Source organism: Microvirga mediterraneensis (genome assembly GCF_013520865.1).
In the GTDB taxonomy this organism is placed as follows: domain Bacteria; phylum Pseudomonadota; class Alphaproteobacteria; order Rhizobiales; family Beijerinckiaceae; genus Microvirga; species Microvirga mediterraneensis.
In genome coordinates this window covers 3,457,501-3,469,917 of sequence record NZ_JACDXJ010000001.1, presented here as the reverse complement: position 1 = coordinate 3,469,917, position 12,417 = coordinate 3,457,501, and the positions used below count along the sequence as shown (strand labels likewise).

The window sequence follows — 12,417 nt, the reverse complement described above, 5'->3', positions numbered from 1 at the left end:
GATGCGCATTGGGATCAAGACACTTATATTCGTCATCGGCGCCCTGCTGATGCTTGTGCCCGCTGTAGTGGCCGGCACTATGTTCACGAATGCGATCCAACGCCGTGCGGAGGTCGCCAACAGCGCCCGTTTGCGGCTTCTTGGCGAGATCGTCGCCGACCAGCTCGGGCGGCGCATGCACGAGCTCTGGCAGGACGTCGAGGGAATGGCGCGCGTTGTCCGCCTGGACAATCCTGAGGAGGTCCGCCGACAATTGACCCTGCTAAGCCAGGTGGATCGTCGTTATACCTGGATCGGCGTCACCGACGTTCAAGGCAGGGTGATTGCTGCATCGCAAGGCATGCTGGAGGGTGTAAGTGTTACCGAGAGGCCGTGGTTCCGCCGCGGCCTCAACGGCCCGGCCGCCGTCGACGTGCACGAGGCCGTTCTTCTGGCGAAACTTCTCCCTGCAACACGAGAGCCGCGCCGTTTCGTCGACTTCTCTGCTCCGATCAGGAACGATCAAGGCGCCGTGATCGGCGTTATCGGAGCGCATTTCGAATGGACGATGATCAGGGACATCATTCAGGCTGTGAGGGGACAGGGAGTCGATGCGCTTCTCGTCTCCCGCGACCGTGTGGTCCTCTCAGGCCCGCCGGAGCTTCAGGAGACCAGGCTGTCCGAAGGATCGGCCGTCGCCGCCAGCCAGGGGGCATCCATAGCTCTTCGCGAGAGATGGCGGGATTCGAAGGAATACATGGCGGCAGTCATTCCTTCGATCCAGTTCAAGGACATGCCCAGCTTCGGGTGGAGCCTCATCGTGCGTGCGGATCTGAACACGGTGCTCGACCCCACTCGAGCCATTGCGCAGGCGTTCTGGTTGCTTCTTGGAGGCGGTGCGCTGGTCGGCCTCGTCCTGCTCTACCTGTTCTCGGCATGGCTCGCCAAGCCACTCGGCCGACTGGTCACGGTTGCAGAGGCGCTCGCAAGCGGTCGCACAGATCGGCCGCCGCACGACGAAACCCGCTACGAGGAGGCTGCCCGTTTGAGCGCCGCGCTCGTGCGCCTTCAGACGTTCTCGGTCCGGCCGTACCAGCCATCCCGCGCGGAAAAGGAGAAAACGACGACGCCGGCGTCCTGAGCGGCGCCGAATGGCGGGCAGGTCTTGAAGCCCCCTCGGCGAGACTTTGGGGCTGACATTCCCGATTGATGCTTCCCGACGGTTGATGGTGGGAACGCCCGCTTTTGGCACGTCTCGGATGTAGACTGAACGTCCGCACGTGCAGAGAATTTCCTTCGGGGACCCGAAGTTGACGTTAGCCGGTTCGGAACATATGCCTTATGTGCAACATGGTCTCATGGCAGTCCTGGCGCGGAACCGCAGGCCTGCTTCCGGCGCGCACTCCATTAACGTGTCCGCCATTTAGAGTTGGAAGTTATTCCTCTGGCCCGAGTGAGGGGTCACCCTAAATCATCGCGTGTCCGAAATCTCGCCGAGCCACGTAATGCCAGATAAATGCAAGTCCCGATCTCCGATGGCCGTGCAGGAAGGAACAGGGTTTGTCCGCATTCGCGGGGCCCGCGAGCACAATCTCAAGAACATCGATCTTGAGATTCCGCGCGACGCCCTCGTGGTGTTTACAGGTGTCTCCGGCTCCGGAAAGTCGTCGCTGGCCTTCGGAACACTCTATGCCGAGGCGCAACGACGATATCTCGAGTCGGTGTCGCCCTATGCCAGGCGACTGTTCCATCAGATGCCCGTTCCGGATGTCGACGAAGTCGATGGTCTGCCGCCCGCCGTCGCGCTTCAGCAGCAGCGCGGTTCACCGACCACGCGCTCGTCGGTGGGCAGCGTCACGACCTTGTCCAACCTGCTGCGCATGCTTTACTCCCGGGCCGGCGACTATCCGCGTGGCCAATCGATCCTCTACGCCGAGTCGTTCTCGCCCAATACGCCCGAGGGGGCGTGCTCCCGCTGCCATGGACTCGGCCGGGTCTATGAGGTCACCGAGCGGTCGATGGTGCCGGACGACACCCTGACCATTCGCGAGCGGGCGATTGCCGCCTGGCCGACCGCCTGGCATGGCCAGAACCTACGCGACATTGCGACCACGCTCGGCTTCGATGTGGATCGGCCCTGGCGGGACCTGCCCAAGAAGGACCGGAACTGGCTTCTTTTCACCGATGAGCAGCCCACCGTTCCAGTCTATCCCGGATATACGCAGCAGGAGGTTCGGCGCGCGCTCAAGCGCAAGGAAGAGCCGGCCTATCAGGGCACATTCACGAGCGCCAAGCGCCACGTGCTGCACACCTTCGCCAATACGCAGAGCCCACTGATGAAGCGGCGTGTGGCCCAATATATGGTGAGCACGGAGTGCCCGCTCTGCCACGGCAAACGCCTTCGGCCCGAGTCCCTGTCCGTCACGTTCGCGGGACTGGACATCGCCGACATCTCCAGTCTGCCGCTGGCCCGCCTCTCAGACATCTTCCGCCCCTATGCGGATGGGACGGCCTCAAGAATGGCGAAGAACGAAGCGGAACATCCGGAAAAGGCGGTGGTCGCGCAGCGCATCGCGCAGGATCTTGTCGACCGGCTCGATGTCATGCTCGATCTCGGGCTGGGTTATCTCGCCATCGAACGCAGCACCCCGACGCTTTCGCCCGGAGAACTCCAACGGCTGCGGCTGGCCACGCAGGTGCGCTCCAATCTTTTCGGCGTTGTTTATGTGCTCGACGAGCCATCAGCTGGGCTTCATCCGGCGGATACCGAGGCGCTGCTGAAGGCGCTTGGACAATTGAAGTCGTCCGGGAATTCGCAGTTCGTTGTCGAGCACAATCTCGATGTCATCCGTCATGCCGACTGGATCGTCGATGTGGGCCCTGGTGCTGGCGAGCAGGGCGGCTTCGTGCTCTATAGCGGCCCACCGGAAGGGCTCAGACAGGTCGAGGCCTCGCAGACCCGGCGTTTCCTGTTCGGCAAAAGCCCTCTCCCGCCTCGGCACGTGCGCCCACCGAGCGGCTGGCTGCGCCTCGCCGGGGTAACGCGCAACAACCTGCATGAGCTTGACGTCGCGTTCCCCTTAGGCGTGCTCACGACCGTGACCGGCGTATCCGGCTCGGGCAAGTCGAGCTTGGTCAGCCAAGCGCTGGTCGAACTGGTCGCGGAACGTCTCGGCCATGACATCGCTGCGCAGGAGGAAGAGGGAGAAGAGCTTGAGCGTGCAGCTGTCACTCCGGCTAGCGGCCGGATCGTCGGCGGTATGGAAGGAATCAAGCGCCTGGTGCGGGTCGATCAGAAGCCGATCGGGCGTACGCCGCGTTCGAATCTCGCCACCTATACCGGACTTTTCGATCATGTTCGAAAGCTGTTTGCCGCAACCAAGCAGGCGCGCGCCCGTCGCTACGATGCGGGACGCTTTTCCTTTAACGTCGCCAAGGGACGTTGTCCCCATTGCGAGGGGGAAGGCTTCGTGATGGTCGAGCTGCTGTTCCTGCCAAGCGTCTATGCGCCATGCCCGACCTGCCATGGAGCGCGATACAATGCCGAGACGCTGAAGATCAAATACCGCGACAAGTCCATTGCCGACGTGCTCGGAATGACGGTCGACACAGCCTGGGAGTTCTTTGCCGACGAGCCGCCTTTGCACCGGCCCCTCACGATCGTGCGCGAGGTTGGTCTAGGCTATCTGCGACTTGGCCAACCCGCGACGGAGTTGTCTGGAGGGGAGGCGCAGCGGATCAAGCTTGCGACCGAGCTGCAACGGATCCAACGCGGCGATACGATCTACGTCCTCGACGAGCCGACCACCGGATTGCACCCGGCCGACGTGGAAAGGCTCATCTCCCAGCTCGATGGGCTGGTCGAATCTGGCAACACCGTCATCGTGGTCGAGCATAACATGCGCGTTGCCGCGAGAAGTGACTGGATCATGGATCTCGGCCCGGGAGCCGGTGACGAGGGCGGACGGGTGATTGCGTCGGGGCCGCCGATCGAAGTGGCAAAAGCATCAGGCAGCCGGACGGCGCCTTATCTGGCGTATGCACTTGCTTGACCCGGAGCTGCCTGCAGATCTGAGGCATTTGTCTTGGCGACCGCCCAAACAGCACACCGGGTGCTGCAGGCCGATGGTTCTCCGAAGGTAGACGGTCTCAAGGTTCCCATAGCTTTGGGATCGGAGGGTCAAGCTTCAATATGGATGTCCTCACGGCGTTCATAGCGGATCGTGAGCCGGCGGAAGCGGTTGAGCCATGCCAGGGTGCGCTCCACCGCCCAGCGATATCGTCCCATTCGCTTAGTCACAGCTCGTCTCGCTTCGTCCGCGGTTCAACAGAGCCCTTAGCCCACCGTGATAGCCGCCGCCGCTGCGAGAAAGCCAATCGCAAAAATCAATCCTACCCATCTGAGGACATGAGCAAGGCCATCGTTCCTTGGATCAACTTCCTGAGTCTCAATCGGATCGTCATCAACTTCCATCGTCACATCGGCTGCGCTGAAGGTTCGGGATGAAGGCGGCTCTCTCAATGCAAAGAGCAACTCTTCACGGGCAAAGGCTCCAAGGGGACCACCCAAATCACCTCGCCGGCGCCGTTGCGGATCTCCATTTCCCACCTTTGCCAAACTTCAGACGGCAACGAAGCCTCAGCCCGGAGTTCCTTGATCGCCTTATTGGCAAAGGCGATAGCGGAATCGATGTCTTCCAACTGGCAACCTTCACTGTCGTGAATGAAGTGGCTCCCATTGGTCAGGTTGAAGTAGTAGCGGGACGACATTGAAGGATCGTTTCCCCTAATTCACTCTTACATTCCTAGTCCGGCAAAAGTCTTGAACAGGATACAATTGCAGCCACGGATTGCTTGACTGATATACTGTCGTTGCAGGCCGTCTAGTTATCGGTTTTATAGGGATGAAAATCTTACCGGGATCGGCTGGGGCGGTACGAGTGCTCGGCTAATTCAACACGCGCAAGGTCAAAGGCGATGGAGAGGCTTTTCTCGACGGACCAGGTTCATCCGCGCGACCGGTTCGACTACTGGCACAGTGTCGCATGCAAGAACCTGATCGTTCATGATGCCACACCTGAGTGCCGCCCGACCTTCCAGGCTGAACTGCATGCCGGTGCTTTGGCCGACCTGAGCTTGGTGCTCTTCGAGACCGCGCCGATGAGGGTTTCGCATACACAGTATCACTGTGCTCGGATGCAGAGCGATGAGGTTTTTGTCTGCCGCTTGATCTCGGGCCAACTCGTGTTGGAGCAGGCAGGCCGCGAGGTTGATATGAAGGCCGGCGACATGACACTGCTCGACCCACTCTTGCCCTATGAAGGAAAGTTCTCGGCGGGTATGGAGTTGCTGGTTCTCAAGGCGCCCCGACGTTCTATGGAGGCCCGTGTCGGTAGAACAACCGACATGGTCACCCGGATCATGAAACCAGCTGAGGCGGAGCACGGCTTGGCCTCCGCATTTCTGGCCATGCTGCCGGATTACACCGATCAGTTGGGCACGTTCGCGATAGAGACGGTCAAAAATCAGACGCTTGATCTCATAGCCGTCTCGCTGGCCAAGACGCAGGAGAGACCGAGGCCGTATCTTTCGTCGGCCAAGGCGTCCGCCCTTTTGAACATACGCGCCGCGATAGAAGCCCGCCTCACCGATCGGGGGCTTGATGCCGCGACCGTTGCGGCCGCGGCCGGGGTAAGCGTGCGCTACGCGAACGCGCTGCTTGCTCAAGAAGGCACATCGATTGCCCGTCTCATCCAGTCCCGGCGGCTGGAGCGCTGCCACAGGGCCCTGAAGGACCCATTCCAAGCTCATCGAACCGTTAGCGAGATCGCATTCGCTTGGGGCTTCCTCGACATGACACACTTCGGCCGCCGGTTTAAGGCGACTTATGGAGTTCTTCCAGGTGAATTTCGAAGGAACTCAAAGCAAGATTGACACTTGGAAGCTGGTGACAGGGTTCATGAAGAGCAGGAACTATGATCGTGCATGAGGAGCGTAACGAAGCTGCGGACAGTCTTATCCTTGTCTGGATCTGACGGCATTCGAAGAGCAATTCCTCGCACTCCTGGAAGGAAGAGCTTGGTCCGCTTCAGCGCTCAACAGGACGTTGGACACTCTGGTGGAGTCCGAGTGGCTCCTCATCAACATGTCTCTGAACGTGATTATATTTCCAAGCAATCTTGATGATCTGGCATCTCACATGCGGTAGAGTCTCTACCTCCGCCCATCGCGATTGATTTCGAGGAGCAATATGGAGAGGACGGCCGAGCTTCTCCCCAATGGCGGTATCATGGGCGCACGCATCCGAGCCTATGATTGGGCAGCCACGCCCCTCGGGCCAATGGAGAACTGGCCGCAGTCCCTGCGCACGACTTTGAGCATCATGCTCAACTCCGCGTTCCCTACCTACATGGCCTGGGGAACGGATCTCATCAGCTTCTACAATGACGCCTACCTTCCCATCATGGGTGACAAGCCTGAAGGGCTCGGGCAACCATTTCCCGAAGTCTGGGCCGAGGCCTGGGACATAATCGGCCTCATTGCCGCTCAGGCCATACGAGGAGAGGCCAGCTATTTCGAGGACTTGCCGCTGACGCTCATGCGCAAAGGCTACCCCGAGCAGACCTGGTTCTCCTTTTCATACAGCCCTATCCTCGATGAGACCGGAGGAGTCGGCGGTGTGTTGTGCACAGTCCACGAGACCACGGAGCGCGTCCGAGCCGAGACGGCCCTGCGCGAGAGCGAGAACAAGCTTGCAGCCATTCTGGAGCAATTGCCGGTTGGTGTGGGTCTAACGGATCCAGAGGGAAACATCACCCTGAGCAATCGGCTCCTCCAGCACTATGCCCTCGATAAAATCCCGTCCAGAGATCCCAAGCAAGCCGTGCGCTGGCGTGGCTACACCCCTGAGGACCAGCATCTCAGCTTTTCGGACTATCCGAGCGCGCGGGCGCTGCGGGGTGAGATGGTTGTTCCCGGTGTCGACTTCCTCGCCACACTCCACGATGGTCAGGAGATCTGGACGCGAGTGAGCGCAGCGCCCTTCCGCAACACTGCTCACGAGAGCTTGAGCGCAGTCTTCGTGGTGCAGGATATTGATCGTGAGAAGCGGTCCGAGCAGGCATTGCGCGAAAGCCAGGCGCGGCTCCAGGCAGCCATCGACCTCGTCGGTCTGTCGCCATACACGTGGGACCCGGCCACGGGAACCTTGGACTGGGATGCCCGGCTCAAGGCGATATGGGGGCTTCCGCCTGATGCTCATGTCGACGAGGAGGTGTTTCTGTCCGGCATTCATCCAAAGGATCGCCCGCGCGTCGAGGCTGCCATTGCCCAGTGCCGCGATCCTGCCGGGCCTGGTCTCTACGCTATTGAATATCGCGTCATCGGGATCGGGGATGGGATTGAGCGCTGGGTCTCCACGCAGGGCCGAACCACCTTCGAGAATGGCCAGCCGGTGGGGTTCACCGGAGCTGCGCTTGACATAACCACACGCAAGCGGGCCGAAGCAGCTCTGCGTGAGAGCGAAGAGCGCTTCCGGCAGTTCGCCGAGAACTCCAGCAGTACCCTTTGGATCCTGAACTTCGAGACGATGAACCTCGAATACCTAAGCTCCGCTTTCGAACCCATTTGGGGCGAAGCGCGAGAGACGGTTCTCGGTGATTCCAGCCGTTGGAGCCGCTTCGTCCATCCAGATGATCGGCAACGTGCGCGAGGGGCCCTGGAGCGCGTCAAGCTCGGCGAAATCACCACCGAGGAATTTCGCATCATCCGGCAGAATGGGGTTGTACGTTGGATCCGGAACACCTTTTTCCCCATTCGCGACGCGCAGGGCCAGATCCACCGTGCAGGCGGCATTGCCCAGGACATCACCCGAGATGAGGGGCGCTTCGTGTATGTTGTCGATGGCGAAGAGACCGACCGCCGAGCTGTCTCCCATTTACTCCGCGATGCCGGTTACAGGGTCAGGGTCTTTTCCTCCGGCAAAGCCTTCCTGGAGGCGGCCCCGGCTCTCGCGACCGGTTGCGTTGTTCTCGACATCGGCCGGTCTGGCGCGGGTGGTCTGGTCATTCCGAGGGAGCTCAAGGCCCGGCACATCGGCCTGCCCGTCATTGTTCTGGGGGATGCTAAAGGCGACGTGGCTTTTGCCGTGCAGGTGATGAAAGCTGGAGCGGTGGACTTCCTGCTGGTCCCGTATGGATCGGACCAACTTCTGGCCGCGGTGGCGTCGGCCGCGGCCATCACCAGTGAAGCGGAAGAGCAGAACCAGGAGGCTGATCGGGTGCGGCTTCGGATCGCCGAGATGTCGGAACGGGAGCGCGAGGTCCTGGCAGGCTTGGTGGCCGGCAAGACCAACAAGGAAATTGGGCGGGACATTGGCCTCAGTCCTCGAACGGTAGAAACCCATCGAGCCCACGTTATGCAGCGGCTTGGCGTACAGACCCTGTCACAAGCCGTGCTGGTTGCGACCTCCGCTGGATTCCAGTCGCCTGGCCCAGGGCTGAAAGTGCCTCAGGGGTCAGGCTCGTCCGAAACCTGATCGTCTGTCAGGAATGCCCGCTCAGAATTGCTGTCCTCGCGAGAGGTGGGCAGCGCGGGAGAGACGCGCTTCATCAAATGGAGAGGGATGTTCCTCAGGAATCATCCGCAGCCCTTCCCCGCACCACAGACGTTCAAGGACCACGAGCCCTGACGACAATCCCCGCAGAGACCTGCCCCGTACCGTGACGAGTTCCGGACGTGGAAACCTCTGCATCTTCGTTGGACAAGAGGAGGAGTAAGGCATGCGAGCCCTCGTTTGGCACGGCAAGGAAGATATCCGCTGCGACACCGTCACTGACCCCGAGATCGAGCAGCCGCGCGACGCAATCGTTAAGGTGACAAGCTGCGCCATCTGCGGCTCGGACCTGCATTTGTTCCACAACTTCATCCCGGCCATGCTGCCCGGCGATGTCATGGGACACGAGATGATGGGAGAGGTCGTTGAGGTCGGGCCCGAAGCGAAGGGCAAGCTCAAGAAGGGGGACCGCGTGGTTGTCCCGTTCACGATCATCTGCGGCGAGTGCGATCAGTGCAAGCGCGGCAACTTCTCCGTCTGTCAGCGGAGCAATCGCAAGAAGGATCTCGCTGACAAGGTGTTCGGCCACGCGACCGCAGGCCTGTTCGGCTACACGCATCTGACCGGCGGCTATCCTGGCGGGCAGGCTGAATATCTGCGCGTTCCCTTTGCCGATGCGACCCACATCAAGGTACCGGATGGGATCCCGGACGAGAAGGTTCTCTTCCTCGGAGACATCTTCCCGACCGGCTGGCAGGCGGCCGTCCAGTGCGACATCCAGCCGACGGACACGGTAGCGATCTGGGGCTGCGGTCCCGTCGGCCAGATGGCGATCCGCAGCGCCGTCCTCCTCGGCGCCCAGCAGGTGATCGCCATCGATCATTTGCCGGAGCGCCTGGAAATGGCGCAAGCCGGTGGCGCCATCACCATCAACTTCGACGAGGAGAGCGTCGTGGAGCGCCTGAACGAGCTCACCGGCGGCGAGGGCCCGGAGAAGTGCATCGATGCCATCGGGATGGAATCCCATGTCTCGCCCTCCATGCCGGATACGGTCTACGATCGCACCAAGCAGATGCTGGGAGCCGAAAGCGACCGGCCACACGTGTTGCGCGAGATGATCTACGTGTGCCGCCCGGCAGGCGTGATTTCAATCCCCGGTGTCTATGGCGGATTGGTCGACAAGATCCCGATGGGTCAGCTGATGAACAAAGGGCTGACCATTCGGACGGGCCAGACGCACGTCAACCGTTGGACCGATGATCTTCTGCGCCGCATCGAGGAGGGCCAGATCGACCCCTCGTTCGTCATCACCCACACCGTGAGCCTCGATGAGGGACCCGAGATGTACAAGGTGTTCCGCGACAAGCAGGACAGCTGCATCAAGGTCGTTTTGAAGCCCTGAAGAACCGGGAGAGAAGACATGGCTTATTACATCTCGAACATCGCCCGGTCCAAGGGCGACCCGAAGGTCCTCCACTCCGGCCCCAGCTCGCTGGGGGCCGCTGATCGCATGGCCAAAGCGTTGGGTTGGTTCAGCATCGGCCTGGGCATAGCGGAGCTGGTCGCGCCGGAGCGCTTCACCCGAGCGCTTGGAATGGAAGGCAAGGAGGCCCTCGTGCGCGCCTATGGCGTACGCGAACTTGGGCACGGCATTGTCTCGCTCTCCACCGACAAGCATCTCGGATTGTGGAGTCGCGTCGCCGGAGATGGGCTCGACATCGCCACCCTGATGACGGCCATGCGGCACGACAATCCAAAGCGCGACAATGTCGGGATTGCTCTTGCGGCGGTGCTGGGGGTGACGCTGCTCGACATCATTGGCGCGCAGGGAGTCACGGCCCGCCACAGCCGCCCACGTGGCCGGCCACGCTCCTACAGGAACCGGACGGGGTTCCCGCAGGGTGTCCAGGCCGCGCGAGGCGCCGCCAAGGACTTCCAGGTGCCGCCCGACATGCGGGCCGCTCCACCCCTCGCAGCGGTGTCCGGCCGCGTTCCGCAAGAGAGGGCGCGTCCGCACTGAACGAGCGACGATACGGCTGCGCTCGAGCGGCGTTCACGCCGTGAAAGACAGCCGTATCCCACACGATCTATTGCAACGCGATGGAGGCGAACATGCTCAGGCTCACACCGTTGACCCTGCTTCTCGGAACGCTCTTGGCCACCCCATCCATGGCACAGCAGAGGGCGGCACCATCTCAGGGGCCGGCGCAACTGCAGCAGGTCGCCAGCTTTGAACATCAGGTGACCGGAGTGACCGTGTCGAAGGACGGTCGCATCTTCGTCAACTTCCCGCGGTGGACAGAGGATGCACCGATCTCGGTGGCCGAGGTGACGCGCGACGGCCAGATCAAACCCTACCCGGATGACGAGTGGAATTCCTGGCGTAATGCCAAGAAGAACCAGATGTCCGCCGGAGATCATTTCGTGTGCGTCCAGAGCGTCGTGGCCGATGCGCACGGCAATCTCTGGGTCGTCGATCCGGCCGCCCCAGCCACAGCAGCCGTCGTGCAGGGTGGGCCCAAGCTCGTCAGGATCGACCTGAAATCGAACAAAGTTGCGCAGGTGATCCGCTTCGATGAGACGGTCGCACCTCAGGGCAGCTACCTGAACGATGTGCGGTTTTCGCCGGATGGGCAGCATGCTTACCTGACCGATGCCGGAGCCAGGGGCGCTCTCGTCGTTGTGGATATCCAGAACGGCAAGGCTCGGCGCGTCCTTGACGGCCACCCGAGCACCCAGCCGGAAAAGGATGTGGTGGTGAAGACCGATGGGCAGGAGTTGCGCCGGCCCGACGGGCGCGGAGTCGAATTTGCCGCCGACAGCATCGCACTCTCACCCGATGGGCGCACGCTCTATTGGAAAGCCCTGACCGGCCGGACGCTCTATCGCATCGCGACGGATGCCTTGGAGAACCCACGTCTGTCCGAGAAGGACCTCGAGGCTCGTGTGGAGCATGTCGCCCAATCCGAGCCGACGGACGGTCTTTGGATCGACGGCCGCGGGCGGCTTTATCTGAGCGCGATTGAGCAGGATGCCGTTAAGGTCCGCGATGGGGATCGCATCACGACCCTTGTCCAGGACAAGCGGCTGCGCTGGCCCGATACATTCTCGGAGGGTCCCGACGGGACGATCTACATCACCGGCTCCCGCATCCAGGACATGAGCTGGTTCAAGCCCGAGAACGGCCCACGCCTTGAGACGCAACTGTGGCGCATCGCGCCTGGACAAAACGGAGAGGCGACCGGGTCGACCGGACAGCCCAATGACCCTGCCAAATGACCCTGACGGAGCGGTTGGCATGACAGGAGGCCTGCCATGATGGGGCGACTGGAGCAGGGCCTTGGGATATTGCTGATCCTGATCATCTTGCTCGATATCTTTCTGACCGTGCTCTACGCTCGGATCGGCACCAGCATTATCGGATCCAGGGTCGGGCGGCTTGTCTGGGCTTCGGCCGTTAAAGCCTCGAAGGTTTTCGGCTCCAGACGAGGCGCGGCTCTGTCCTTCTGCGGTCCAGTCATCCTCGTGTTGCTGGTTGGGGTCTGGGCTCTCGGACTGACGCTTGGTGCAGCGTTGATCATGCACCCGGAGCTCGGAACGTCCATCCGCGCTACGAACGGCGAGACACCCACCGACTTCGTCACCGCGATGTATGCGGGGGGGACCAGCATGGCCATCGTCGGCGCGAGCGACTTCACCCCCCATACGAGCCCGACGCGGCTGCTCTTCCTGTTCAACTCGCTGATCGGCATGTCGGTGATGTCGCTGACGCTGACCTACCTGATGCAGGTCTATACGGCGCTCCAGCGGCGCAACGTGCTGGCCATGAACATCCATTTCCTCTCAGGGTGCACAGGCGACGCCGCCGAATTGCTGGCACGTCT

10 protein-coding genes and 1 pseudogene (1 of these 11 only partly in view) are annotated in these 12,417 nt (G+C 61.5%); 8 read left to right on the top strand and 3 right to left on the bottom strand.

The window, feature by feature from the left end:
* Position 1: 1 nt before the first annotated feature.
* The gene (locus H0S73_RS16330) at positions 2-1,120 is read left to right on the top strand and encodes a cache domain-containing protein (protein WP_181053134.1); all 1,119 of its coding nucleotides are present in this window, start codon (positions 2-4) and stop codon (positions 1,118-1,120) included.
* Between the two features lie 364 nt (positions 1,121-1,484).
* Entirely contained in the window at positions 1,485-4,031 is a 2,547-nt protein-coding gene (gene uvrA / locus H0S73_RS16325) for an excinuclease ABC subunit UvrA (RefSeq protein ID WP_181054368.1), read from the top strand.
* A gap of 128 nt (positions 4,032-4,159) precedes the next feature.
* Here the strand turns inward: uvrA and H0S73_RS16320 are convergent.
* The 3 genes and pseudogenes from H0S73_RS16320 to H0S73_RS16310 form a co-directional block, all read right to left on the bottom strand.
* Positions 4,160-4,270 (bottom strand): annotated as a pseudogene (locus H0S73_RS16320) (transposase); the annotation flags it as partial.
* Between the two features lie 45 nt (positions 4,271-4,315).
* The gene (locus H0S73_RS16315) at positions 4,316-4,453 is read right to left on the bottom strand and encodes a hypothetical protein (RefSeq protein WP_181053133.1); all 138 of its coding nucleotides are present in this window, start codon (positions 4,451-4,453) and stop codon (positions 4,316-4,318) included.
* A 44-nt stretch (positions 4,454-4,497) separates the two neighbouring features.
* A complete protein-coding gene (locus tag H0S73_RS16310; RefSeq protein ID WP_181053132.1) occupies positions 4,498-4,749 on the bottom strand; it encodes a DUF6894 family protein in 252 nt (83 codons plus the stop codon).
* Between the two features lie 207 nt (positions 4,750-4,956).
* Here H0S73_RS16310 and H0S73_RS16305 point away from each other — a divergent pair, with 207 nt between their 5' ends.
* From H0S73_RS16305 to H0S73_RS16280, 6 genes are all read left to right on the top strand, one after another.
* Complete coding sequence (locus H0S73_RS16305) at positions 4,957-5,913, top strand: helix-turn-helix domain-containing protein (RefSeq protein ID WP_181053131.1); 957 nt, start codon at positions 4,957-4,959, stop codon at positions 5,911-5,913.
* 355 nt (positions 5,914-6,268) lie between these two features.
* A complete protein-coding gene (locus H0S73_RS16300; RefSeq protein ID WP_202049819.1) occupies positions 6,269-8,515 on the top strand; it encodes a PAS domain S-box protein in 2,247 nt (748 codons plus the stop codon).
* 244 nt (positions 8,516-8,759) lie between these two features.
* Positions 8,760-9,935: a zinc-dependent alcohol dehydrogenase gene (locus H0S73_RS16295; protein WP_181053129.1), complete on the top strand. Its 1,176-nt coding sequence runs from the start codon at positions 8,760-8,762 to the stop codon at positions 9,933-9,935.
* 18 nt (positions 9,936-9,953) lie between these two features.
* The gene (locus tag H0S73_RS16290; RefSeq protein WP_181053128.1) at positions 9,954-10,553 is read left to right on the top strand and encodes a hypothetical protein; all 600 of its coding nucleotides are present in this window, start codon (positions 9,954-9,956) and stop codon (positions 10,551-10,553) included.
* Between the two features lie 92 nt (positions 10,554-10,645).
* Positions 10,646-11,812 carry an SMP-30/gluconolactonase/LRE family protein gene (locus tag H0S73_RS16285; protein WP_181053127.1) on the top strand — a complete coding sequence of 389 codons (1,167 nt, stop codon included), beginning with the start codon at positions 10,646-10,648 and terminating at the stop codon, positions 11,810-11,812.
* A 36-nt stretch (positions 11,813-11,848) separates the two neighbouring features.
* A protein-coding gene (locus H0S73_RS16280) for a potassium channel family protein (RefSeq protein WP_181053126.1) crosses the window boundary here: on the top strand, positions 11,849-12,417 show its start. The gene runs 583 nt beyond the window's last position; 569 of the gene's 1,152 nt are visible here — the first part of the coding sequence; the start codon lies at positions 11,849-11,851; its stop codon lies beyond the right edge, outside the window.